At 50.4% G+C, this 24,628-nt stretch carries 21 protein-coding genes and 1 tRNA gene; 16 read left to right on the top strand and 6 right to left on the bottom strand.

Annotated features, from left to right (window positions below):
* The first annotated feature begins 88 nt into the window (after positions 1-88).
* Positions 89-2,317, top strand: a complete 2,229-nt coding sequence (locus tag J7619_RS28895) for a cation-translocating P-type ATPase (protein ID WP_291207513.1) — start codon at positions 89-91, stop codon at positions 2,315-2,317.
* A gap of 18 nt (positions 2,318-2,335) precedes the next feature.
* Here the strand turns inward: J7619_RS28895 and rhuM are convergent, their stop codons facing one another.
* On the bottom strand, positions 2,336-3,211 hold the full coding sequence (gene rhuM, locus J7619_RS28890) for a RhuM family protein (RefSeq protein ID WP_291207731.1): 876 nt from the start codon (positions 3,209-3,211) through the stop codon (positions 2,336-2,338).
* A gap of 317 nt (positions 3,212-3,528) precedes the next feature.
* Here rhuM and J7619_RS28885 point away from each other — a divergent pair, with 317 nt between their 5' ends.
* From J7619_RS28885 to J7619_RS28855, 7 genes are all read left to right on the top strand, one after another.
* Complete coding sequence (locus J7619_RS28885; RefSeq protein ID WP_291207510.1) at positions 3,529-3,738, top strand: heavy-metal-associated domain-containing protein; 210 nt, start codon at positions 3,529-3,531, stop codon at positions 3,736-3,738.
* Between the two features lie 72 nt (positions 3,739-3,810).
* Positions 3,811-4,278: a hypothetical protein gene (locus tag J7619_RS28880; protein WP_291207507.1), complete on the top strand. Its 468-nt coding sequence runs from the start codon at positions 3,811-3,813 to the stop codon at positions 4,276-4,278.
* Between the two features lie 93 nt (positions 4,279-4,371).
* Positions 4,372-6,597, top strand: a complete 2,226-nt coding sequence (locus tag J7619_RS28875) for a TonB-dependent receptor (RefSeq protein WP_291207504.1) — start codon at positions 4,372-4,374, stop codon at positions 6,595-6,597.
* Positions 6,598-6,658: 61 nt separating this feature from the next.
* Positions 6,659-7,228, top strand: a complete 570-nt coding sequence (locus J7619_RS28870) for an AraC family transcriptional regulator (RefSeq protein ID WP_291207501.1) — start codon at positions 6,659-6,661, stop codon at positions 7,226-7,228.
* Positions 7,229-7,288: 60 nt separating this feature from the next.
* Positions 7,289-7,525: a heavy metal-binding domain-containing protein gene (locus J7619_RS28865; protein WP_291207498.1), complete on the top strand. Its 237-nt coding sequence runs from the start codon at positions 7,289-7,291 to the stop codon at positions 7,523-7,525.
* Positions 7,526-7,543: 18 nt separating this feature from the next.
* Positions 7,544-7,885 carry a heavy-metal-associated domain-containing protein gene (locus J7619_RS28860; RefSeq protein WP_291207495.1) on the top strand — a complete coding sequence of 114 codons (342 nt, stop codon included), beginning with the start codon at positions 7,544-7,546 and terminating at the stop codon, positions 7,883-7,885.
* A 128-nt stretch (positions 7,886-8,013) separates the two neighbouring features.
* On the top strand, positions 8,014-8,757 hold the full coding sequence (locus J7619_RS28855; RefSeq protein ID WP_291207492.1) for a class I SAM-dependent methyltransferase: 744 nt from the start codon (positions 8,014-8,016) through the stop codon (positions 8,755-8,757).
* Here the strand turns inward: J7619_RS28855 and J7619_RS28850 are convergent, their stop codons facing one another.
* From J7619_RS28850 to J7619_RS28835, 4 genes are all read right to left on the bottom strand, one after another.
* Positions 8,758-9,282 (bottom strand): YeeE/YedE family protein, encoded by a 525-nt coding sequence (locus J7619_RS28850; RefSeq protein WP_291207489.1) that lies wholly within the window; start codon positions 9,280-9,282, stop codon positions 8,758-8,760.
* 13 nt (positions 9,283-9,295) lie between these two features.
* Complete coding sequence (locus tag J7619_RS28845) at positions 9,296-9,871, bottom strand: YeeE/YedE family protein (RefSeq protein ID WP_291207486.1); 576 nt, start codon at positions 9,869-9,871, stop codon at positions 9,296-9,298.
* A gap of 112 nt (positions 9,872-9,983) precedes the next feature.
* A complete protein-coding gene (locus J7619_RS28840) occupies positions 9,984-11,375 on the bottom strand; it encodes a rhodanese-like domain-containing protein (protein WP_291207483.1) in 1,392 nt (463 codons plus the stop codon).
* A 381-nt stretch (positions 11,376-11,756) separates the two neighbouring features.
* Positions 11,757-13,142 (bottom strand): MATE family efflux transporter, encoded by a 1,386-nt coding sequence (locus J7619_RS28835; protein ID WP_291207480.1) that lies wholly within the window; start codon positions 13,140-13,142, stop codon positions 11,757-11,759.
* A 335-nt stretch (positions 13,143-13,477) separates the two neighbouring features.
* Here J7619_RS28835 and hflX point away from each other — a divergent pair, with 335 nt between their 5' ends.
* From hflX to J7619_RS28810, 5 genes are all read left to right on the top strand, one after another.
* Entirely contained in the window at positions 13,478-14,713 is a 1,236-nt protein-coding gene (gene hflX / locus J7619_RS28830) for a GTPase HflX (protein ID WP_291207477.1), read from the top strand.
* A gap of 68 nt (positions 14,714-14,781) precedes the next feature.
* Positions 14,782-14,853 (top strand) — tRNA-Arg (locus J7619_RS28825).
* Between the two features lie 362 nt (positions 14,854-15,215).
* The gene (locus tag J7619_RS28820; RefSeq protein WP_310589830.1) at positions 15,216-15,488 is read left to right on the top strand and encodes a GlsB/YeaQ/YmgE family stress response membrane protein; all 273 of its coding nucleotides are present in this window, start codon (positions 15,216-15,218) and stop codon (positions 15,486-15,488) included.
* Positions 15,489-15,724: 236 nt separating this feature from the next.
* Positions 15,725-16,051, top strand: coding sequence for a hypothetical protein (locus tag J7619_RS28815; protein WP_291207475.1), 327 nt, complete (start codon positions 15,725-15,727; stop codon positions 16,049-16,051).
* A 472-nt stretch (positions 16,052-16,523) separates the two neighbouring features.
* Positions 16,524-17,744, top strand: a complete 1,221-nt coding sequence (locus tag J7619_RS28810) for an inositol-3-phosphate synthase (protein ID WP_291207473.1) — start codon at positions 16,524-16,526, stop codon at positions 17,742-17,744.
* 21 nt (positions 17,745-17,765) lie between these two features.
* Here J7619_RS28810 and J7619_RS28805 read toward each other — a convergent pair whose 3' ends face one another.
* Positions 17,766-18,533, bottom strand: coding sequence for a DeoR/GlpR family DNA-binding transcription regulator (locus tag J7619_RS28805; protein ID WP_291207470.1), 768 nt, complete (start codon positions 18,531-18,533; stop codon positions 17,766-17,768).
* Positions 18,534-18,933: 400 nt separating this feature from the next.
* On the opposite strand from J7619_RS28805, the gene J7619_RS28800 reads away from it, so the two are divergent.
* The 3 genes from J7619_RS28800 to J7619_RS28790 all read left to right on the top strand — a co-directional run bounded on the left by J7619_RS28800 (position 18,934) and on the right by J7619_RS28790 (position 24,621).
* On the top strand, positions 18,934-22,107 hold the full coding sequence (locus tag J7619_RS28800) for a TonB-dependent receptor (RefSeq protein ID WP_291207467.1): 3,174 nt from the start codon (positions 18,934-18,936) through the stop codon (positions 22,105-22,107).
* Between the two features lie 29 nt (positions 22,108-22,136).
* On the top strand, positions 22,137-23,393 hold the full coding sequence (locus J7619_RS28795) for an MFS transporter (protein WP_291207465.1): 1,257 nt from the start codon (positions 22,137-22,139) through the stop codon (positions 23,391-23,393).
* A gap of 223 nt (positions 23,394-23,616) precedes the next feature.
* Positions 23,617-24,621 (top strand): 2-hydroxyacid dehydrogenase, encoded by a 1,005-nt coding sequence (locus J7619_RS28790; protein ID WP_291207462.1) that lies wholly within the window; start codon positions 23,617-23,619, stop codon positions 24,619-24,621.
* Positions 24,622-24,628 lie beyond the last annotated feature (7 nt).

Below are 24,628 nucleotides of genomic sequence, written 5' to 3'. Positions count from 1 at the left end.
TTCCATGAATCTTGTAAACCACAGCCAGAATTGTGTAATGCCGCCGGCTACGTCGGATTTTATTTTTGCATACCAATTCTGAAAGACTATGGAAACGACAACAGATATAAAAAAAATGACACTCCCGGTCACAGGTATGTCGTGTGCGGCATGCGCGGTGAGCGTGGAATCCATGCTGAGCCACACGAAGGGGATCACGAATGCCGCGGTGAATTACGCCAATCAGTCGGTATCCGTATCCTACGATCCCGACCTCGTCGATCTCCCCGACATGGACCGTGTGCTGCAAAGTATCGGCTATGGGCTCATTATCGAAGAGAATGAGGAAGACGCAATCGCCGAACAGGAGAAGATCCAGCAGGAGCATTACCAGAAGCTGAAAAATAATGCTATTTATACCGGCATGCTCACAGTACCGGTGGTGGTGTTGGGTATGTTTCTCATGGATTGGGAATATGCCAACTACATCATGCTGGCCCTGACGATCCCTGTCCTGTTCATTTTCGGGCGGGATTTCTTCGTGAATGCCTGGAAGCAGGCGCAGCACGGCAAAGCCAACATGGACACGCTTGTCGCGCTCAGTACCGGGGTTGCATTTCTTTTCAGCACATTCAACACCTTCTTTCCTGCTTTCTGGCACGCGCGCGGCCTGCACCCGCATGTGTATTTTGAAGCAGCGGCCGTAATTATTTTCTTCATTTTGCTGGGTAAGCTCATGGAAGAACGCGCCAAGTCGAACACTTCCGACGCATTGAAGAAACTGATCGGCTTGCAGCCCAAGACCGTCAGAGTGTATCGCGACGGTGCCGAAATAGAAATTCCGGCGCGTGAGGTAATCCTGGGCGACGAAGTCATTATCCGGTCGGGCGAGAAAATACCCGTCGACGGCAAGGTTTCCAGCGGCAGCTCGTTCGTTGACGAAAGCCTCATGACCGGCGAACCGATCCCGGCCGAGAAGAAACCCGGCGACAGCGTGTTTGCCGGAACGCTCAACCAAACCGGCAGCTTCACATTCATTGCCGAAAAAGTAGGGAAACAAACGATCCTGGCGCAGATCATTAAAACCGTTCAGGCCGCCCAGGGCAGCAAAGCGCCTGTTCAGCGTCTCGCCGACCGCATCGCCGGGATATTCGTCCCCGTCGTGATCGGCATTGCCATCCTCACTTTCATTGTATGGATGTTGCTAGGAGGTGAAAATGCGATTACCCAGGCCATGCTTACAGCGGTTTCTGTGCTTGTCATAGCTTGCCCATGTGCGCTCGGTCTCGCAACTCCTACGGCTATGATGGTTGGGGTTGGTAAAGGCGCTGAAAACAATATCCTGATCCGGGATGCCGAAAGTCTGGAAAAAGCCTATAAAGTGGACGCAGTGATCCTTGATAAAACAGGTACGCTCACCGAAGGACGTCCTCAGGTGACCGACTGGCAGTGGGTAAGCACGCTCGGTGATCAAGCCACACATCTCGCGGCGGTGAAGGCTCTCGAAGCACGCTCCGAGCATCCCCTCGCACAGGCTATCGTGCAATACATTGAGAACGATACAAAAATCGAGGTATCCGACTTCCAATCCATGACAGGCAGTGGGATACGTGGCATAGCGGGCGGGAGCGAATACATTATCGGCACATTGAAATTTCTCGAAAAAGAACGCGTCCGCATTGCCTCCGAACTCCAACCTGCCTATGAAGTACTCACAGCGCAGGCCAAAACCGTCATCGGAATCGCGATCAACGGCCAGCATGCAGGGCTCGTCGCTATTGCAGACCAATTGAAACCGACTTCACGCGAAGCTGTTGAAAAACTGCACGCACAGGGCATCGAAGTACATATGCTCACAGGTGACAATGCGCAGACGGCCGCCGCCGTCGCGGCACAAGTCGGGATCGACAGCTATCAGGCGGAAGTGAAGCCGGATGATAAAATGCAGTTTGTCAAAAAGTTGCAAACCCAGGGCAAGACAGTTGCGATGGTAGGCGACGGCATTAACGACTCTCAGGCCCTCGCACAAGCGGATGTGAGCGTGGCCATGGGCAAAGGCTCTGATATTGCCATGGACGTTGCCAAGATGACCCTTATCACATCGGACTTGCTGGCATTGCCCAAAGCCCTGAGATTATCCCACAAGACCGTGGTGACCATCAAACAAAACCTCTTCTGGGCATTTATCTATAATGTGGTAGGCATTCCTATTGCCGCTGGCGTCCTCTACCCTATCAACGGTTTCCTGCTCGATCCGATGATCGCCGGGGGCGCTATGGCGCTCAGCTCGGTTTCCGTTGTGATGAACAGTTTGCGCTTGAAGGGCGCGCGGTTGTAAGGTTTTGTGGTGGTAAGGCTAGTTGTTTTGATTGATCAGGCTTACCACCACTTTTACCATCATATCCTTTTCCAGCGGACTACTTTCGGCAATCATCAACGTAAGCGCTACCAATGCATTGTCCGCAAGCCGTTTAGACCCATCCGGTTTGTAGAGAATGCTGTTTCGTTCCAGAAACCATACAAAAATCAGTGCTGCGATTCTCTTATTGCCATCCGTAAACGAATGGTTTTTGATGATAAAATAGAGCAAATGTGCGGCTTTCTCCTCGATGCTCGGATACAGTTCCGCGCCATCAAACGTCTGGTAAATTGTGTTGATCGAGCTTTTGAATGAATCGTCCTTTTCGGTGCCAAAAAAACTATGGGTTTCAAATTTGCTCCGTAGCCCCCGGATAGCCGAGATTGCCTCCTCATAAGTGATGATAAAAAGCTGCCTTTCCGATACGCTCTCAATGCCAAGCGCCCGGTGGTCGTATCTGTCGAGAATATCAAGAGCATACGCATAATCCGTCACTACCTGAATGAGCCCCGTCGCCTCACCGGCAGTCAACTCCTTATTGTGAATAACATTCGCAAGCAGCGCGACTGTTTTTTTCAGGTTTTCCAGCTGGTCCAGCTTCAATTTTTCCTGCATGGTAAAGCCTTTGATCAGGTAATCCTTCAAAATCCGGTTGGCCCAGATTCGAAATTGCGTCCCCTGCCTTGACTTGACCCGATAACCGACAGAAATAATAACATCGAGATTATAATAAGTGGTGACATATCCCTTTCCGTCAGCAGCAGTATGTCGGAAATTCCGACATACTGAATTCTTATTTAACTCCCTCTCTTTAAATACGTTTCGAACATGTTCAGTAATAGTCGATCTACCTTTCCCAAACAGCTCCGCCATTTGAGCCTGCGTCAGCCAGACGGTATCATTTTGAAGTTGTACCTGAAGAGTCATCTTTCCCTCCTCAGATTCATAAAGAAAGATTTCACCGTGCGATGAACGGGGCGTTACATTCATATCGTATCTATGGTTTAAGTTCACCATTGATACGTTATCTCATGAAATTGGTAACGGCTTGTAGAAGTCATCACGCCGACCCAAAAACTCTGTAACGCCTCCCCACAATTCTGTAATACTTAGCGACCCGTTGCTGCCGATATTTGTAAAACAATTAAAACATAACCTGCCCCGCGATAAACGGGGAGATTTTAGTAACCATGGAAACCTTGCAATTCAAAACCAATATCAAATGCGGCGGATGTATCGCCGCCGTTACCCCCTTTCTGAATGCGGATGAAAATGTGGAAACCTGGGCCGTTGACCTGGAAAGTCCGGACCGTGTGCTGAAAGTCGAAACGAGCCATTCGCCGGAAGAAATTGAGCTGTTGATCAAAAAGGCCGGGTATGTAGCCGAAGAAATCGCCTGATAATTAGTATTTTTGGCCTGGGATCTGTTTCCCAGGCCAATTCGATAGCCTGAAACCTTTGCCAGCATTCAAATGAAAAACAAACTGCATCAATCGATCACCATCCTGATAGCCCTCCTGGTCCTGCTGAGCAGCACCGGATTTGTGCTGACAGAGCGCCAGTGCGCGGTGATGGGGAGCAAATCGATGCAGCTGATAGGCAAGTCCAAAGAAAATTTCTCCAAACCCAAAGTCACTTCCTCCTGCTGTGCTAAACGCGCCGCGGCATTGAAAATGGCCAAGGGTACATTCTTCGAAAAAGCGGCTTGCTGCAAGGAAAGCAAAAAGCTTGAAAAACTGGAAGTGGCGTCGGTTCACTCTCAACTGCTCGCCAAGTTGCTTAAATCCGTAGCAACGGCCGTCACCTGGTCGGTGACACGTTACCAGTTCATTCAGGCTGAATGGACGCTCCCTTCCGCTCCATTTTCACCCGACATATCCTTTTCTTCCCGCCTTCATGGGAGAAGTATGCTCGCATTTATCCAGTCGTTCCTGATTTGATATCATTGAATAACAGCCATTTAATGCAAAACCGCCTACATGCTTGCCGACGGTCCATGCATGAATCTCTTATTCCAATGAATCTACGCAATCATGAACAAATACCTTCTGGGAGGGTTACTTTTACTGATAACTTCCTCCATTTACGCACAACGTATAACCGGGTCGGTCAACGAACAGGAACCGCAAACTAAAAACCTGAAACCCATCACCGGGGCCAATGTGTACTGGGCCGGAACCACACAAGCTACGGCTACCGACGAAAACGGGCGGTTCAGCATTCCCCGGTCGGCGCAATCGGCTTTGCTCGTCGTGAGCTTCGTCGGGTTTCGGAACGACACCATTAAAATCGGGCAGGAGAGTGATTTGCAGGTGGTATTGCAGAGCGACCAGACACTCGACGAGGTGGTGATCAGAGCCGGAAATACGTCCATCGACCGGCTTTCGCCGCACCAAACCGAAATCATTACGACCCGCGCACTGGCGAAGGCAGCCTGCTGCAACCTCTCTGAAAGCTTTGAAACCAATGCTTCTGTATCCGTTTCATACAGCGATGCGGTGACAGGCTCCAAACAAATCCAGATGCTCGGCCTGAACGGTACGTACATTCAAACCAACGTCGAGAACATTCCTTCCATCCGCGGATTGGCATCTACATTCGGGCTCAATTTCGTTCCCGGAACCTGGATCCAGTCAATCGACGTCGGCAAAGGTGCCGGGTCGGTCGTGAATGGCTACGAGTCGATGACCGGGCAGATCAATGTGGAGCTTCAAAAGCCGGATAGCCAGGAAAAATTATACCTGAATACCTACATCAACAATTTCGGTCGTGGGGAAGTGAACCTGAACCTTGCCCACCAGTTGAACAAAAAGTGGAGCACGGGATTGCTCACGCACGGTAGCACGCTACGCAACCGCGTCGACAAAAACGGTGACGGCTTCCTGGACCTGCCTCTTTACACCCAGTACAATGCTGTGAACCGCTGGAAATACCAGGGCGACAAGTTAATGGCCCAATTTGGGGTAAAAGCGCTTTACGAAGACCGCCTGGGTGGTCAGAAAAACTTCGAACGCGCCATGAAAGGCACTATGCAAGCCTATGGTTTCGGGGCCAAAGTGAACCGCTACGAGTTTTTCTCCAAGATCGCACGGCTGTTCCCCGAGCAGCCCTACAAAGGCCTGGGTTTGATCCTGAATGCCTCCATACATGATTCGAAATCGTATTTTGGCCTGAACAACTACGACGGTACGCAAAAGACGCTTTACGGAAACCTCATTTACCAATCCATTATCGGTAACACCAATCACTCTTACAAAGCCGGTATCAGCTATATGCTCGATAACTATGACGAGCTTTACAAGGATATTCGTTTGAAACGAAATGAATCGGTACCTGGCGCATTTTTTGAATATACCTATAATCACCTCGACAAATTCGTGATGGTAGCCGGCGGACGTGTGGATTTCCACAATCTTTACGGTACGCAATGGACACCGCGCCTGCATTTGAAATACAATCTTACTGACCAGACCACGCTGCGCGCATCCGCCGGCCGCGGGTTCCGGGTCTCTAATCCGCTGGCGGAATACTATGGAAATCTCGTGAGCTCGCGTAATGTGATTTTCCGCGAAGCCGTCCGTCCTGAAGTCTCGTGGAATTACGGAGCCAGCGTTACGCAGGAGTTTAAAATCGGCGAAATGAGCGGAAACTTCATTGTGGATTTCTACCGGACGGATTTCGAGAACCAACTCGTGGCGGATATGGAAGATCCTCGTTACATTCGCTTTTACAACCTCGAAGGAAAAGCCTATGCCAACAGTTTCCAGGCCGAAGCAAACCTGACGCCCATCAAGCGGCTCGAACTGAAACTCGCATACCGCCTCTTCGACGTAAAACAAACGATCCGCAACGTGTACGATGAGAATACTTTGCAACCGAGAATGATGGTAAGCCGCGACAGGGTTCTCTTCAATGCCGGGTATGCCCTGCCTTACGACAAATGGAAGTTCGATGCGACGGTACAATGGAACGGCAAACGGCGCCTTCCATACATGGGCCACATTCCTGACCATCACGTTCCGACGGACCTGACATCCACCTGGGCACCGTCATTTTACAACCTAAATGCACAAATCACGCGGACATTCCCCAAATGGGATTTTTACCTCGGCGGCGAAAACCTGGCTAATTTCCGCCAGAAAGACCCAATAATGGGGGCCAGCGAACCATTCGGACAGCATTTCGACGCTGGAATGGCCTGGGGCCCGGTAGTTGGGCGAATGATTTATGCCGGAATGCGTTATAAGATTATCCGTTAATATGGGGGAAAGGAGAAGGGAGGAAGGAAAAGGCAATTAAGTGGCTTATACAACTTTAGTTATGAAATTATATATCAAAAATATGGTGTGTGACCGCTGCAAGCGGGTGGTGCGGGAGGAACTGAACGGTCTGGGGATCGACTTGACTTTCGTCGAACTTGGCGAGGTGGAAACGGTGGCCGAGGTGAATGCCGATAAATTGCAGGAAGTGAAGGCTGTGCTGGAATCCAACGGTTTCGAATTGCTCGATGACCGCCGTCTGGCACTGGTGGAGCATATCAAAACGCTCGTGATCGACGAAGTACAGAACCTGAAAGGCAACAAGCCGGCGCAGATGAATTTTTCGGATTATCTTTCGGAAAAGATCGGCTATGAATACTCGTACCTGAGCAACTTGTTTTCTTCTGAAACCGGGCAGACGATCGAGCAATATATCATCGCCCAGAAAGTGGAAAAAGTGAAGGAATGGCTTTCCTACAACGAGCTCACATTAAGCGAAATAGCATGGAGACTTTCGTACAGCAGCACGGCGCATTTGAGTAACCAGTTCAAAAAAGTGACTGGCATGACACCCGGAGAGTTCAAAAAAAGCGCATTACAGCGAACAGCGCTCGACCAGGTCGGGCATTGACAATCGATACTCCGTTACCATAAAACATACGTTATCAAGAACTTATCAAATTTTCATTGTATGAACAAAATCATTGTTGCTTCCCTGTTGTTTTTGTCCGTTGCCTGTTCGGGAAACAAATCTGAAAAAGAGGCCGCAACCACTGAAACACACGCCGTAAGCGAGAAGAAGTACACCTGCCCGATGAAATGCGAAGGGGAAAAAACCTACGCGGAGGCTGGCAAATGCCCGGTATGCAAAATGGAATTGCAGGAAGTAGCGATGGCGGAAACCGATTCAACAGGACACCAGCATTGATTTTAAATTGACCAGATTATGAAAACAACCATTTTGAGCATCGTAACCGCCCTGTTTCTGGGCCTGAATATCGCCTTCGCCGACGGCACCAAAGAAGTAAAAATCAAAACGTCAGCCATCTGCGAAATGTGTAAGGCGCGCATCGAGCGCAACCTGGGACTTTCGAAGGGGGTAAAAGAATCGAATCTCGACCTCTCCAACAAGGTAATTACCGTGAAATATAACCCGGATAAAACCACTGCCGAGGCTATCAAAGCGACGATCAATAAAACCGGCTATGACGCCGACGAGTTGCCCGCCAACGAGAAGGCGCACGATAAGCTGCCTAGCTGCTGCCGTAAAACCGCTGCGGCGCATTAACCACGGCCTGCTGCATTACGCTTCTCAACAAACCACGCCTGCTTCCCTATGCACTACCTCAGGGCAAATGTGTAGGGAAGCAGGCCTTTTTTACTAGTTTTGGATTTTAATTAAACCAAAATACTGCCGTGGCCTGGTACCATACCTATTTCAAAGGACTTCCGCAACGCGCCTGGAAACTGAACCAGGACGAAGAATACACCGACTACGAGGTCGACTTCCTGCGGGATGTACTTGAAATAAAGTCGGATAGCAAAGTACTGGACGTACTTGCCGGCTACGGCCGACATGCCATTCCACTGGCCGAACAAGGCACTGCATTGACTTGTATTGATATTTCGCAGGAGTATTGCGAAGAATTACAGAGCATCAGCAGCAAGCAGCAATTGCCGGTGGAGGTCATTTGTGCGGACTTTCTGAATTACCAACTCCCTGACGCTTCATTTGATGCCGCATATTGTTTCGGGAATAGTTTCAGCTTCTTCCCGCGCGGGGAAATGCAGCAGTTTATCAACCAGATTGCAGCGACATTGAAACCGGGCGCTCATGTGGCGATCCACACTGAAAATCTCGCCGAAAGTATTCTGCCTAACTTCCAGACGCGAAACTGGATGCCTGTGCAGGACGACATTATTTACCTCGCAGAAAACGAATACTGCGCCGAAGGCGGCTACATCGAAGCCGAGCAAACCTTTATTTCCGGTTCCGAAAAGGTAAGCCATAGCGTGCGCCAGCATATTTACACGCTCGGCGAACTTACGTACATGTTCGAACTGGCCGGGCTGCTCGTGGTAGGCACATTCAGCAACCTTGAAGCCGATCCTTTCATGCTGGGCGACGAGCAACTGTACCTCGTAGCACGCAAACAATGATCAATGCGGGAGCCGCGCACGCACGAAGCCATAAACCCACGTGCCTGCGATAGCACTGAGCAACGTAACGGCCACAGCCAGGTAGCCCGCACCAATTTGTGCAAACAATGGTCCCGGACAAGCGCCCGTAATGGCCCAGCCTATTCCGAACAGCAACCCGCCGTAAATCTGGCCTTTATCAAAAGTCTTGTCTGAAATGCTCACCGTTTCACCGGATATCGTCTTGATATTAAACCGCTTGATCAGCCAAATGGACAGCAACCCCACGACTACGGCCGAACCAATCACGCCGTACATGTGAAACGAATCGAGCCGGAACATTTCCTGAATGCGGAACCATGAAACAATTTCGGCTTTCACAAAAACGATCCCGAATAGGACGCCTACGATCAGGTATTTGAGATTTGCAGTAAAACCTTCCGTCGATTGCTGCCGGTTTGCACCGTCACAGCCATCAATCCTGATATTATCAAACTCCGTGTCGGCAGGTTCTGCAAGCGGGGAATGCTGATGTATCTTTTCCATTATGAATAGAGATTTAGCGAACGAGGTGGAGCAAGAAAGGCAGTAGCAAATGCGTGCAGGCAAACCCGCCGATCATAAAACTGACCGTGGCGACCAGGGAAGGCCATTGCAGATTGGACAATCCCATAATCGCATGTCCCGATGTACACCCTCCCGCATACCGGGTCCCAAATCCGACCAGGAATCCACCCAGCACAAAGAATATCAGACCTTTCAGGGTAAACACATTACTGAGCGCAAAGATATCCGCCGGCATCAGCCCCGAAAAATCGGTTATGCCCAGAGCGGCCAGCTTCTGCCGGGTATCACCCGCCACCACAATGGCATCTGGATTTCCCAGCCAAAAGTTACCGGCAAAGCCACCGACCATAATCCCGGCTACAAAAAACAAGTTCCACGCCTCCTTCCGCCAATTATATTTAAAAAACGGCAACCCGGCCGGTATCACCGCCGCACAGATATGCCTCAGCGACGACGATATACCAAACGATTTGTTCCCCAGCAAGAGCAGCACCGGCACAGTCAGCCCAATCAACGGCCCAGCCACGTACCACGGCCAGGGCTTTTTGAGAAGTTCGATGATATTCATTGTAAGTATATCGGATTAATATATTATTTATTTTTTATAAAAACGTTAGATGACTAACGTTTTTATATTCCCTTCGGGATTTCCCCTAAACTACAAATAATCAACCAAATAATCACGCCTCGGTCAAAACCGGCACGTTGGTCTTTGCAACTGCACCGTAGCCTCCTTCGATATTCACTACATCGTCGACGCCGCGGGATTTCAGGATCGAGGCGGCGACCATGGAGCGGTAGCCTCCGGCGCAGTGAATGTGCAATTTCCGGTCTTTGGGGAATTCTGGCATGAGGTCGTTGATGTAATCCAAAGGCAGGTTTCGCGCTCCTTCGATGTGCCCGAAAGCAAATTCATCCGGCTTGCGAACGTCAATTACTTCCAGATTGCCCGATTCGAAACGCCGCGCAAATTCCTCGGCACTGACCGATTCGACGGTATCGAATTCTTTACCGGCCTCTTTCCAGCTTTCAAAACCGCCGTTGAGGTAGCCGATCGTGTAGTCGTACCCTACCCGTGCTAGGCGTGTCACCACCTCTTCCTCCCTACCCGGCTCCGTTACGATAAGCAGCAATTGCTTCAAATCGGGGATCAATGCGCCTACCCAGGGAGCAAAACTGCCATCGATGCCGATATTGATGGAATTAGGGATAAAACCTTTTGCAAAATCACCCGGTTTACGCGTGTCGAGGATCAATGCGCCTGTATTATTGGCCTTTGCTTCAAATGCTTCCGGCGACAACGCCTGATGCCCTCGTTCGAGCACGTCGTCGATACTTTCGTAACCGTCGCGGTTCATTTTGACGTTTTCGGGAAAATACTGAGGCGGTTCCGTGAGGCCTGCGGTAACTTCCCTGATAAATTCGTCTTTGGTCATATCCGCCCGCAGGGCGTAGTTGAACCGCTTCTGGTTGCCGAGCGTGTCCGACGTTTCCTTGCTCATATTCTTGCCGCAAGCTGAGCCCGCGCCATGAGCCGGATACACGATTATATCATCCGGCAGCGGCATGATTTTCGAACGGAGGCTGTCGTAAAGGGTTCCGGCGAGGTCGTCCATTGTCAGATCTCCTTTTTGGGCCAGATCAGGACGGCCCACATCCCCTATAAATAAGGTATCCCCGCTAAACAGCGCCACCGGCCTAGCGGATTCATCAGACAACAAATAGCTCGTCGACTCCATCGTGTGCCCGGGCGTGTGCAATGCACGGATAACGACATTGCCCAGCCTGAACTCCTCACCGTCTTCGGCAATGTTGGCCTTAAAACCCGTTTGAGCGCCGGGACCATAAACAATTTCGGCCCCCGTCTTTTCGGCCAGATCAATATGTCCGGAAACGAAGTCCGCATGAAAATGGGTTTCAAATACATACCGGATTTTAGCCCCGATTTTCTCAGCTTTCTGAATATAGGGAGCTACTTCGCGCAGCGGATCAATGACCGCGGCTTCGCCATTTGAAACAATGAAATAGGCGCCCTGCGCAAGGCATCCGGTATATATCTGTTCTATTTTCATTTCGTTGATGCGGTTATATTTACCTTATTGTCGACGTCAGTTGTAGTTAGGAGTAGCCAAGTGTAGTCAGACATTGCCAGGTGTAGTCAGGTATTGTCAATGTTTTTACCATAACTCTCCAAACCTCCTGACAGTTCCTGACGATAAGTGCCCATTCCTGACAAGACTTGATAATTTCTCAACAACACTTGACCACACCTGACTACTTCTGACTACTCCTGACTACTTTTCATCACACCTGACCACCCATGACAATACCTGACCACTCCTGACCACTTCCCTATCGCCGCCGTACAACCACAAGACAATACCGCACCACGATCAGAAAACTCCTGACCAAACCCAACACTATATGACTTCCCCGAATAATTCCAGGCATATTTACACTTTAATGACCTTCCATCCCCCGAGACGGAACCGCCATATGCCCAGCATCGCCAGGACGGATTCCGCAATGGGTACCGCAGCAAAAACTCCGACCGGCCCGAAATTCAGGATAACGGCCAGTACATACGCAGTAGGGATCTGTACAGCCCAGAACGCGATCAGGTTCAGGACCGTCGGCGTTTTGGTATCACCAGCGCCATTCAGCGACTGGATTACCACCATCCCGTAAGCGTAAAACCCATAGCCCATACACAGCACACGCAATGCCAGCTCCCCCGTTTCGACGACATGCGGCTGCGTGCTAAAAAGGTTGATAATATTCCCTGCCCCGACAAACATCACAACCGCCAGCACGCCCAGGAATATGAGGTTAAATGAAGCACATTTCCATACCGACGCTTCGGCTCGCTCGGGCTTCTCGGCACCAAGGTTCTGCCCTACCAGCGTCGCCGCAGCATTGGCCAATCCCCACGCCGGCAGCAATGTGAACATGACCACGCGGATAGCGATGGTATAACCCGCTACCACGTCGCTACCGAATTCGGAGAGAATGCGTGTCAGGAAAATCCAGCTTGCGGAGCCTATCAGGAACTGTACAGTACCACCGGTTGCAATTTTGACAATCGCCCTGATCGTTTCAGGATTAGGTTTAAGATCTTCCCAAAGCAAGCCCAAAGCCCTTTTACCTTTCGTAAGCGAAAACAACTGGTAACCAACGCCGATGGTACGTCCCGTGGCTGTCGCCAAAGCCGCGCCTGTCACGCCAAGCTCAGGGAAGGGGCCGATGCCAAAAATCAGGATCGGTCCCAGCAGCATATTGAACCCATTCGCTATCATCAGCGAACGCATGGCCGTCGCCGCCGCACCCGCTCCGCGCAATGCGCCACTCAGCGAATAGAGCAATACCACCACCGGGCTGCTGAGAAACTGGATCCGGGCAAAATTGGTACCCGTTTCGATCACCTTATGGTCGGCGCCCATCATGCGGAGAATGTCGCCCGCGAGCAGGTAACCTGCCACCGCCGTTACGGAAGAAATCGCCAATGAAATGAATATTACCTGTCCCACCGCATGACGCGCCTGGCCCAGGTTTCCTTCACCCGTCCGCCGGGCAATGGTAGCCGTGGCCGCCGTGCTCAGACCAATCGCCAGCGAATATACCAGCGTAATCACGGATTCGGTAAGGCCGACCGTCGCGACGGCCTCCGTACTTACTTTTGAAACAAAGAAAATGTCGACAACCGCGAACAGCGACTCCATGACCATTTCGAGGATCATGGGTACTGACAGCAAGAAAATGGCACGGTTGATGCTTCCTTCGGTAAAACTTTCTTCGGAGCCACGAATAGCCTCACGAAGCAGTGTAAACCACTTTTTCATGGATAATAAAAATTTGCAATAATGGATAAATAGAAATTGTGCGACCGGCAATGGGTCGTAAAAAAGTGCCTGTTAAAAGGCGGAGACTGAGTTGTGGCTAGGCATTAGCCGAAGATGAGCACCAACATAGGCGTTAAGAATTTCGGCAAAGATACAAAAGACTTTTTTGAATAATCAAACCAAAAAATGGATTTGTTAAATGCTAAATGTAATTTCACAAATTCCTGCGGTGAACTTTTGCCGCTGGCAAACCGTTGCAACTCTGCCCCTTTTCCGGCATGTGGGTATGCTATCGCAGGATTTTGAGCCGGAACAAAGACATAAAACACCAGTGCATGATTGATAAGAAAAAGTTATATTCGACAGCTGCCAAAAAGGAAACAGCCGTTCTGGTTGCTGTAAGCACCCAAAAACAAAACACAGAAAAGACGAAGGAATACCTGGAAGAACTTGCGTTCCTGGCGACTACGCTGGGCGTGGAAACAGTCCAGACTTTCACCCAAAACCTCGAACGGACCGACATCCGGACTTATACCGGAAAGGGGAAACTCGAAGAAATCCTGATTTATGTCACTGCTAATCCGGTGGACATGATCATTTACGATGACGACCTTACGCCGTCACAGGTCCGGAACCTCGAAGCCGTTTTCAAGGACATTAAAGTGATCGACCGCAGCTTGCTGATCCTCGCCATTTTTGCCATGCGCGCACAGACCGCCCAGGCGAAATTGCAGGTGGAGCTCGCGCAGTACCAATATATGTACCCGCGTTTGACACGCATGTGGACGCACCTTAGCCGCCAGTCGGGCGCCGGTGTGGGTATGCGTGGGCCCGGCGAAACCGAGCTCGAAACCGACCGTCGGATCGTGAAAGACCGGATTGCATTCCTGAAAGAAAAGCTGGAAAAGGTCGACAAACAGAGCGTTACACGACGCAAAGAGCGCGACCGCCTCGTCCGCGTCGCCATTGTGGGCTACACCAACGTAGGTAAATCGACCTTGATGCGTAACCTTTCGAAAGCCGACGTTTTTGCCGAGAACAAGCTCTTCGCCACCGTCGACTCCACGGTACGGAAAGTGAATATGGAAAATATCCCTTTCCTGCTTACGGACACCGTCGGTTTTATCCGCAAGCTGCCTACAACACTCATCGAATCGTTCAAATCGACCCTCGACGAGGTACGCGAGGCGGACATTCTGATGCACGTCGTAGATATATCGCACGCTTCTTTTGAAGAGCACCTGGATGTAGTCAACAAAACGCTGGAGGAAATCGGTGCTGCTAACAAGCCTTCGATATTGGTTTTCAACAAAATAGATTTGTACAAACCATCCTACAACGACGAGGACGAAGAGGAAAACACCGCGCCATCGACGCAGGACGTGCTCAACCAGCTGAAAAGAAGCTACATTTCGGAAAAAGCCGACCATGTCGTTTTCATCTCGGCCCAGCAAAAGGAAAACATCGACGAATTGAAACGCACGTTATTCTCATTGGTGAAAGAAAAACATTTCTCCATTTACCCCAACTGGTTGGATCTCGGTTACACACCGGTGGAAGCAGAGGAATAATCATTTGTAATTCAAACGAATTTTTCTCAGTTTTGCACCCCGAAACCCAATTCCAGGGCGCTAGTTTCGACTGCGTAGTTCAACGGATAGAATAGGAGTTTCCTAAACTCTAGATATGGGTTCGATTCCCGTCGCGGTCACGAAAGCCAGGCACTTTGTCTGGCTTTTCTTGTGTAGGATAGAATAGGAGTTTCATAACTCTAGATATGGCCGGGCGGCCGGTGCCGTTCGATTCCCGTCGCGGTCACGAAAGCCAGGCACTTTGTCTGGCTTTTTTCTTGCGTAAGATAGAATAGGAGTTTCCTAAAATCTAGATACGGCCGGGCGGACGGTGCCGTTCGATTTCCAAGCTGCATAACCGTCCCGGTAACCAACATTTAACATACAGGGACTTGCTTCTTTAAAATTTATCTCTATCATTGCATAGCGTTGACTGTCAGTCACAAACCAACGTTCACAGCCCGGCATTTTCATACATCTACCCATAACCAACAACAGAACTATGATGAATCTTCTCACGTCGATTTTAGTTGGAGCGCTGGCGGGCTGGCTCGCCGACAAGGTATTCAGCCGGTTTTCATTCTCCCTGTGGATGCAACTTGTTTTAGGTATCATCGGTGGATTTGTCGGAGGATGGGTGTTTGGCGACGATCTGGAGGTCGAATTGGGGCTGCCGCCACTGGTTTCCAGAATTATTACGGCTTTCCTCGGGGCAGTTATCATACTTGGCATCGCCGCACTCATAAAAGGGAAAAAGGCTTCCAATACGCAGTAGGTTCTCCTGCGCTCGCCCAAATCCCGCTGACTGCATTACCGTTAAATAAATTGCCTTTATTTTCTAATTAGGCGGTTTTTGTAGAATTAGTTACTAATTATCTAAAAATTAGGCAACTATAAAATCAGCCATTGTAATACCCAATCCACAGAAAATAGCCCTGTTTGCCCTGTAAAGCGTAAAAAGATACATTTACAGTCAATAGGTTATGCTATTTCAAATCCAACCCTCCATTCATGAAACACTCTAACATTTTTGCTTACGTTGAGCTTTCGAAATTCGTCGAAGGTCTGACGCTTGACCCTAACCGGTGCCGGACCGACCTGTTGTCCTTGCACGCGTACTTCAAGATTATCCCATCCAGGATGTTTTCGGACGAACTGGCCCCTGAATGGGACGATCTCTGCAATACGGTAACCCGGTCGGGTGTCGCCTACGACGATGAAGGAAGGGTTATGATGAACGCGGTAAAAAACACCATTGGCCAGATGTCCAAAGGCGAATGCCTGGAAATTGCCGAGCGCATAGTTCTCCTTAAGCAAAAAGTTGATGACGAATTTTGAATGCTGAAAGGCATCATTTCTCACCCAGGCCAGGCATGATACCTGGCCTCTTTGCTATTAATTCGCCTTTACAGTATTCCCAAATCAATAGGTACATTTTCACGGTGTCGACCAGGGCCATGAAATAGCATTACGACGTCGTCACTACGATCGCTTCACTCTCCCTCGTCTTCTTATTATCCTTCACTGGTACTTGAACGTTCACTGGGCATATTGGCGAACGGGCGGACATACGGTTTTGATGCCACGAAGGCACAAATTTACACGAAGACGCTTTGTGTAAATTTGTGCCTTCGTGGCATTAAAACTTAAATAAGATCAAATCATAAAGTTAATGCAAACGTTTGCATTAACTTGCATTTACAGTTGCATATCAAGATTTAAATATTTTATTTTGACTCAAATTCAATCATTTTATATTTATTAAAATATTTTAAAATATATTTTTCATCATAAACTTAGATTATTGGAAATGTCAAATATTGATCAAAAGATAAAAGTAGCGATTGTGGGCGTGGGAAACTGCGCCAGCTCGCTCGTGCAGGGCGTCGAATATTACACCCGCTATTCAGAAAAAACTTCGGGGCTCATGGCAGACGATATAGGTGGCTACCGCGCCGCGAACATTGAATTTGTATGTGGATTCGACGTGGACGACCGCAAGATTGGCCTGGCATTGAAAGATGCCATTTTCACGAAACCCAACTGCGCGATTGAGCTGTACACCGACATTACCAGCGAGGCACCGGTTTATCGTTCCCCGGTACTCGACGGCGTCTCCCCGCAAATGCTCGCCTACCCGGCAGATAACCGTTTCGTAGTAAAAGAAGAGCTAAAAGGAACCGACCTGCTAACGAGCGGCGAAGAATATAGTGAAGCATTGACGGCTACCATTCGCCAGGAAATCATCGCACACCTGCAAGCGCACGAGGCCGAAGTGCTGATTAATTACCTACCGGTAGGATCGCAACTTGCAACGGAATTTTACGCCGAAATCTGCCTCGAGCTCGGCATTTCACTCGTGAACTGCATTCCGGTATTCATCGCGTCCGACCCGGAATGGGAGCAGAAGTTCATCGACGCAGGCATCCCACTGATCGGCGACGACATGCGGAGCCAGTTTGGGGCAAGCATATTGTCGCAAATGTTGCAGGAACTCGCCTTCGAGCGCGGTCACCACGTAAAAGCGCACATCCAGCGCAACGTAGGCGGCAACACCGATTTCCTGAATATGGAAGACAAAAACCGCCTGAAATCGAAGAAAATTTCGAAAGAGAATGTGATCCGCGCCCAAAACGACATCCGGGGCATTTCCACCACCGACAGCTTTCTGCACGCGGGACCATCCGAATACATTGCGTTTTACGGCGACAATAAAGTAGCCAATTTCCGCCTGGAACTCGAAGGTTTCATGGGCTCACCCGTGACGCTCGACGCGCAACTTTCAGTACAGGATTCACCCAACTCTGCAGGCGTGGTGATAGACGCCGTGCGTTATGTATACGTAGCGCGGGAGATGGGGCTTGTAGGCGCATTGCGCGGACCTTCGGCAGCTACGCAAAAGACACCACCGCAACAAATGATGTTCGCCGATGCCACTTACGAGTGCCACGCGTTGGCTAAACGCGAACTTACCGCATCGACCAGGAAGCAACTGAAACTAAACTTCGAGCTGGCCGATAAAATGGATTAAAAAGCAGACTTACCTAAACCCTTACCTTCCTGCGACCAGCACCTTCACGCCACGGTCTTCCAGGGATTTGACGGCCTCGTCCGGCACGCCGGCATCGGTTACGATGTACTGCACCTGGTCGAGGTCGCAAATTTTTCCAATCCCCCGTTTACCGAACTTCGTATGGTCGGCAAGCACCACCACAACCTGCGCAGTACTGATCATCTTCTGGTTCAGCCCCGCCTCGGTCAGGTTGCTGATCGACAGCCCGAAATCGAAATCGATCCCATCCACACCAATAAAAAGAACGCCGCAGGAAATGTGCTCGAGAATATACTCGGCATAGGAGCCCGCGACCGACGATGAGTTCTGGCGAATCAGCCCGCCTAGCTGCAACACTTCCACATTCGGCCGGTTGCTAAGCTCCAGCGTCACCTTCACAGCCGGCGTGATCACCGTGATCTGCTTGGTCGGATGCAGGCAGCGCGCCAGCTCAAATACCGTCGTCCCGGAGCCAATCATGATCGAATCCGTTTGCCTGATCAGCGTCAACGCCTCGCGGGCAATGCTTTGCTTTTCGTCAGAGTTGATAAATTCCTTCTCATTGATAGGCCGCTCCACGGCATAGGGATTGTTAAGCGAACCTCCGCCGTGCGTCCTGAATAGTAAGTTTTTGTCTTCGAGGAGTTTAAGATCCTTCCGGATCGTCACGCCGGAAACCTGCATTTGCTCCGAAAGCTGCACGATACTCACCGTGCCCGCCCTTTTCAGCTCCTGCAAAATAAATTGATGCCTTTCCGTAATAGTCATTTCGATACACTTTGAAAGCAAGTATAACCATAGTTTCCCGAACACGGAAACCCGCCCGCACACTCCGCTGTACCCATACAGCCGGAATTATTTTTCAAATACAAATAATACAAAACAAAGGATGAAAACCGCCGGGATTACTACCCTGTGACGGTATTATGATATTGTTAACATTGCAAATTACAAGTTTCACTTACTTTAATAAACTTTAATTTTGTTTAAATAATTTAATTTCACTTTGTTTGTATTGCTTCTTGACTATAATATTTCATGCTTTTTATGTCAATTATACCAAAAAGCATCTCGAAAAGCATCCAAGGCGCCGGATGCCGATCGGAAAGTGAAATAAATTTTAACACATCATTATGAAAATGTAAAATTTAGATCTACTCAAACTACCATGAAATCATTTAACATTTACCTCACAGCGTTTGTATGGATGCTGGCGCTGCTTTCGGGTGTGCAAAGCGCGCGTGCACAGGCCACCGATGCCTCCATTACGGGCACAGTGAGAGACGCCACGAACAATGAACTGCTACCTGGCGCCACGATTACGATACGCAACGACGCCACCGGCTTCGAGACGCATACCATTACCAATGCCAAAGGCGAGTACACGCTGCAACAGCTGCCGTTGGGTAAGCCCTACTCGATCAGCGCATCGTTTGTAGGACTCCAAACCGTGAAACAGACCGGTTACTCCCTCAATTACGGCGATAAACTGAATGTAGACATTGTCCTTTCGACGTCGGAAACCGCTTTGAAAGAGGTAGTTATTTCCGAAAAAGGATTTACCAAAGAAGTGCAGCAAGCCGGGGCATCCACCTCCATTACCGCCGCGCAAATCAAAAGCCTGCCTAATGAAGGCCGCAATTTTACACGGCTTAATAACCTTTCCCCTTTACAAGGCGGCGACAATTTCAGTTTCGGCGGCCAGCGCGCGACGGGCGCAAACGTGACAATCGACGGAATGAATGCCAAGAACCAATGGACCAACGGTACCGTTGCGGAGGGGCCTTACGCCATTTCCCTCGAAGCGATCCGTGAATACAAGGTCATTACCAATGATTATGACGTAACCCAGGGCCGGCAGTCCGGCGGGGCGATCAGTGCGGTAACCAAAAGCGGCACCAACAAGCTGGAAGGCTCCGCATTTCTTTATTTCAGGAACAATACATTATCCAGCGGCTATGACATCCGCGGCGTGAAGCGCGAGCAGGATTTTAGCAACTATCAGTCGGGGTTCAGCCTCGGCGGGCCTTTGATCAAGGATAAACTGCATTTCTTCGTAGCCTACGACCGCCAGGATGCCAGCCAGCCGCTCGTGATCGCAGATATCAAAAGCGCCGATGACGAGCAACGTTACGGTATCCGGAAGGACACGCTCGACAAGCTGATCCGTATCGCCTCCGAGCTGTATGGACTGAAAGGGCAACAATACGGCCAGTTTCCCCGCAAAACGACTACCAATACGGCATTCGTGCGACTCGACTGGCAGATCAACCAGAAACACAAACTGACGCTCCGGAGCAATACCACACGCTACGTATCTCCCTTCAATGAGGGCGATAACTCGAATATCAACTTGCTGGAATCCTATAATAATTTCAAGGACGTTTCGACCACCGCAATGGCCGCCTTGCGCTCGTCGCTCAATCCGAAGCTGACCAACGAGTTCAAGGTACAATACATGTACTCCTACAAACCGAAGACGCCCCAGAGTTACCTGCCGTTTTCGAACATCCCGCGCGCGATCGTGAACGTAACCTCCCCTTTCCCGACCGAAGCGAACCCGAATGCTACGCAAACCAAGTCGGTACAGTTCGGCGGGCAGCGTTTCAGCCCCGAATCCAACCGCATGAAACAGGTGCATTTGAGCAATACCGCCTACTGGAATACCGATAAAGTCAATTTCACCTTCGGTACCGATAATATGCTCACGTACATGGAAACCTACCTTTCCAGCGAGCAGAACGGCCGGTTTTTCTTCAACAGCCTCAACGATCTGGCCGCATTGCGTCCCTACCGCTACGCACGTGAGGTGCCTCTGAAAGGCGCGCCGATCGTGGAGCAAACCGTGCTCGACATTTCCGCATTTGCACAGGCCGAGTACAACCCGACCCGTGACTTGAACCTCGTGCTTGGCGTGCGCTACGATGCGACCGCATTCCTTACCAACGGCGACTACAACGCGACCGTAGACCAGACGCTAGGCGTGCGCACCGACATCAAACCGCAGGATTGGAACAATATCCAGCCACGCTTCCAAGTGACGTGGGACATGGGCGGCCGCAAGAAGGACATCCTTAAAATCGGTGGCGGGATGTTCTCCTCGCAGCCGCATTACTACGCGCAGGTGAACAATATCCAGAACAGCGGAACCATGGTAGGCGCCATCGATGTCACCGGCGCGTCCGTGCCAAAGCCCGATTTCAATGCTTACCGCAACGACCCGTCCACCATCCCAGGCATTCCGCAAGGCGTAAACTACATTTCGACGATCAATGCGGTGAACAAGGATTTTCAGGTACCGACCACCTACAAAGCCAATATCAATTACAACCACTTCTTCGGCGACCGCATTCGCGTGGGCCTGAATGCGATCGTGGGCCGCACGGTGCATAACTATGTGTACGTAGACCGCAACCTGGCCGATAACCCGGCTTTCAGGCTTGCCAATGAGGATAACCGCGGGGTATTCGTGCCGGCGTCGACCATCTCGGCCAAAGGCGTGACCGACTGGCTGCAATCGCGCAAGACTGCGGACGTAGGTCGCGTGCTGGAACTGATTTCCACCGGCGAGTCCAACCAGCTGACATTTGTGGCTGACGCGAGTATTCGTATTGGAAATGATGGTTATGTCAATGCGAGCTACACCATTAACTCCGCAAAGGATAATTCATCCTATAACTGCTGCGTAGCGAATACCTCAACGTTCCTGCCTGTAAAAGACGATCCGCGCAACCTCAACTACGGCTATTCCGACCAGCAGTTCCGCAACAAGCTCGTCATCAACGGCGCGGCACCGTCGTGGAAAGGTTTCCAGCTCGGTGCCACGCTCATCGGCATCGGCGGCAGCCGGTATAGCTTCCTGGTGGGCGGTAATACGAGTTTGAATGGCGATTTTGTCTTAACCAATGACCTGGCCTACATTTTTGATCCGAACAATCCGAACACACCCGAGAACATCCGCAAGGGCATCAGCGACCTGCTGAGCAATCCCGAAACCGACCAGAGTGTGAAGGATTATATTAAGTCCAACATCGGGCATGTAGCGAAGCGAAACGGAGGCTCCAACCCGTTCTATACCACAGTTGACCTGCGCCTGACTAAGGCATTCAGCATTGCCAAAGGTCATAACCTCGAATTTTCGGCCGATGCATTCAACTTCCTGAACATCCTGAACAAGGAATGGGGACGCAACTACAACCGCGGCAATACCAACCTGCTCAACATTACCGGATTCGATCAGGCGAAGCAGCAGTACAACTACTCCGTGCAGAATATCGCCACCCGCCCGATTGGCGGAACGCCGTGGCGCATTCAGCTGGGTGTGAGATATTCGTTCAACTGACCTTTTTATTTTCCTAAACCAATCCAACAATGGCACCAACAACACCCTTTGACCGCATCGGATTACCCCGGCACCTCGCCTGGGGCTATCTGGGCATCCTGATCTTCATGATGGGCGACGGTGTGGAGCAAGGCTGGCTCAGCCCCTACCTCCTCGACCGCGGCATGACCATCCAGCAATCCGCATCGCTTTTCACGGTGTACGGCATTACGATCGCCATTTCGTCCTGGTTTTCGGGCGTGCTGGCCGAAGGGTACGGCCCGCGCAAGGCCATGCTAATGGGCATTTTGCTCTACGTGATCGGTACTGTCGGCTTTGTTGGGTTGGGCATGGAATCGCTGAACTTCCCGGTCATGCTGCTCACTTATGCGGTCAGAGGGTTCGGGTACCCGTTGTTTGCCTATTCGTTCCTGGTATGGATCACCTACCGCACTCCCGAACACGCGCTCGGGCGCGCGGTAGGCTGGTTCTGGTTTGTGTTTACAGGCGGCCTCAATGTGTTCGGAGCCTACTATTCCAGCTGGGCCATTGAGCGGATCGGCTATCAGAACACCCTTTGGAGCTCTATTTTCTGGGTTTCCGTCGGGGCATTTTTTGCATTGGTTTTAAACAAAGATCAATTCCATTCGACCGGCGAAGCTGCCGGCAAAACCAAAGAGCTTTTGAAAGGCTTTACGATAATCAAAGAAGAACCAAAAGTGCTGATCGGCGGTATTGTACGCATTATCAACACCACGGCACAGTTCGCATTCCCGGTGTTCCTGCCTACTTACATGGCCGAGCACGGGCTGTCCACGCAGGAATGGCTGTGGATATGGGGGACTATTTTTACCAGTAACATCATTTTCAACCTCATTTTCGGATTCGTAGGCGACCGCCTGGGCTGGCAGAACACCATTATGTGGTTCGGCGGCTTTGGCTGCGGAGTGAGCACCCTACTCTTTTACTATTCACCGGCGCTTTTCGACGGCAACTTCTGGCTCATCCTCATTCCCGGCATTCTATGGGGCGGACTGCTCGCCGGTTATGTGCCGCTCTCCGCGTTGGTGCCTTCATTGGTGAAAGAGGAAAAAGGCGCCGCTATGGCCATCCTGAACCTAGGCGCAGGCCTCCCCGTGTTCATCGGCCCGGCCATCGTAGGACTCTTCATCGGCTCGATTGGTAGCGAAGGAGTAGCCTGGACGCTGGCGATTTTGTACTTCGTCAGTGCCGTGCTCACGAGGTTCATTACGTTGCCGCAGGCTAGTAGCGTTGCGGCGGAAATGGTCAGCGATGGTCAAGGATAGTCAGGTGTTGTCAGGAATGGTCATTTGTTGTCAAGAATGGTCAAGTATTGTCAGAAATGGTCACTACCGCCAAAACATCTTGATTCTCGCCAAATTCTCTCGCTACATCTGACCACTAATGACAACAAATGACCATTTCTGACTACGAATGACAATACCTGGCTACTTCTGACAACATAAATTAATTATCGATAACCATTCAAGAACCGTATCGACACCAGACATGAAAATCCTTATCACCGCCCCCTACCACGACAAGGCACAGCAAGCTTTGAAAGAACAATTCGGAGAGATCATCTATAAGCCATGGAAATTGCAGGAGCGCGCCTATAACGAGGACGAACTTATTGCATTACTGACTGAAACTAGGGCCGACGCGCTCATTACCGAGCACGATCATGTCACATCCGCGGTAATCGAAGCATTTCCCGATTTGCAATTTATCGGCGTGTGCCGCGGGACACCCTCCAATGTGGCCGTGGCCACCGCTACGGCCAAAGGCATCCCGGTTTTCAATACTCCCGCGCGGAATGCCCAGGCGGTGGCGGAGATGTTTATTGCCAACCTGATCAACCTCATGCGCAACACGCTTGAAGGCATTGCCTGGCTCGAAGGCGAGCATTGGGAAGCCGGAGCCCATACTTCTTATTTGCAGTTCAAAGGGAATGAAATTGCCGGAAAAACGATCGGTATGGTCGGCTTTGGGGCTGTGGGGCAAACTATCGCGAACTTAGTAAAACACTTTCCTGCCGAAATTCTCTACTATGATCCATTTTACACTTCGGATGATCCTGATTATAAAAAGGTAAGCCTGGAAGATGTTTTCCGCCTCAGCGACGTAGTATCGATCCATCTTCCTGTGACCAGGGATACCGAGGGCATGATCGGGGAAGAGCTGATCGGATTAATGAAAAAGGACGCAATTTTCGTGAACACAGCGCGGGCCGTTGTCGTGAAACGGGAGGCTTTACTTTCCGCCATTGAAGACAATGCGATCCGCGGCGCGATCCTCGATGTTTTCGACCACGAACCACCTGACGAACTGGATTATAGGTTAATCCACCACAAGAATGTACTGGCCACACCGCACATCGCCGGAGCTACTTTTGAAGTGGAAGATCATCACGCCGACATTATGAACAAGGCCCTGCGCAGCTTTTATGCGGAAGGCAACCGGAACGTCCGCCAATTGGTGAACCGCGAAGTATTGTCTGTAAAAACCCATTAATCCAAAA

The organism is Dyadobacter sp. (assembly GCF_017744695.1).
Classification (GTDB): Bacteria; Bacteroidota; Bacteroidia; order Cytophagales; family Spirosomataceae; genus Dyadobacter.
Note: the sequence above shows the minus strand (reverse complement) of the source record. Positions and strands in the feature narration are given on the sequence as shown.

Coding starts and splice junctions, on each gene's coding strand:
- J7619_RS28845 (WP_291207486.1), bottom strand. CDS start 9,871: ATGAATATCATCGAACTTCTCAAAAAGCCCTGGCCGTGGTACGTGGCT.
- hflX (WP_291207477.1), top strand. CDS start 13,478: ATGATTGATAAGAAAAAGTTATATTCGACAGCTGCCAAAAAGGAAACA.
- J7619_RS28815 (WP_291207475.1), top strand. CDS start 15,725: ATGAAACACTCTAACATTTTTGCTTACGTTGAGCTTTCGAAATTCGTC.
- J7619_RS28870 (WP_291207501.1), top strand. CDS start 6,659: ATGAAATTATATATCAAAAATATGGTGTGTGACCGCTGCAAGCGGGTG.
- J7619_RS28865 (WP_291207498.1), top strand. CDS start 7,289: ATGAACAAAATCATTGTTGCTTCCCTGTTGTTTTTGTCCGTTGCCTGT.
- rhuM (WP_291207731.1), bottom strand. CDS start 3,211: ATGGCGGAGCTGTTTGGGAAAGGTAGATCGACTATTACTGAACATGTT.
- J7619_RS28895 (WP_291207513.1), top strand. CDS start 89: ATGGAAACGACAACAGATATAAAAAAAATGACACTCCCGGTCACAGGT.
- J7619_RS28860 (WP_291207495.1), top strand. CDS start 7,544: ATGAAAACAACCATTTTGAGCATCGTAACCGCCCTGTTTCTGGGCCTG.
- J7619_RS28835 (WP_291207480.1), bottom strand. CDS start 13,142: ATGAAAAAGTGGTTTACACTGCTTCGTGAGGCTATTCGTGGCTCCGAA.
- J7619_RS28880 (WP_291207507.1), top strand. CDS start 3,811: ATGAAAAACAAACTGCATCAATCGATCACCATCCTGATAGCCCTCCTG.
- J7619_RS28820 (WP_310589830.1), top strand. CDS start 15,216: ATGATGAATCTTCTCACGTCGATTTTAGTTGGAGCGCTGGCGGGCTGG.
- J7619_RS28875 (WP_291207504.1), top strand. CDS start 4,372: ATGAACAAATACCTTCTGGGAGGGTTACTTTTACTGATAACTTCCTCC.
- J7619_RS28840 (WP_291207483.1), bottom strand. CDS start 11,375: ATGAAAATAGAACAGATATATACCGGATGCCTTGCGCAGGGCGCCTAT.
- J7619_RS28795 (WP_291207465.1), top strand. CDS start 22,137: ATGGCACCAACAACACCCTTTGACCGCATCGGATTACCCCGGCACCTC.
- J7619_RS28850 (WP_291207489.1), bottom strand. CDS start 9,282: ATGGAAAAGATACATCAGCATTCCCCGCTTGCAGAACCTGCCGACACG.
- J7619_RS28800 (WP_291207467.1), top strand. CDS start 18,934: ATGAAATCATTTAACATTTACCTCACAGCGTTTGTATGGATGCTGGCG.
- J7619_RS28790 (WP_291207462.1), top strand. CDS start 23,617: ATGAAAATCCTTATCACCGCCCCCTACCACGACAAGGCACAGCAAGCT.
- J7619_RS28805 (WP_291207470.1), bottom strand. CDS start 18,533: ATGACTATTACGGAAAGGCATCAATTTATTTTGCAGGAGCTGAAAAGG.
- J7619_RS28885 (WP_291207510.1), top strand. CDS start 3,529: ATGGAAACCTTGCAATTCAAAACCAATATCAAATGCGGCGGATGTATC.
- J7619_RS28810 (WP_291207473.1), top strand. CDS start 16,524: ATGTCAAATATTGATCAAAAGATAAAAGTAGCGATTGTGGGCGTGGGA.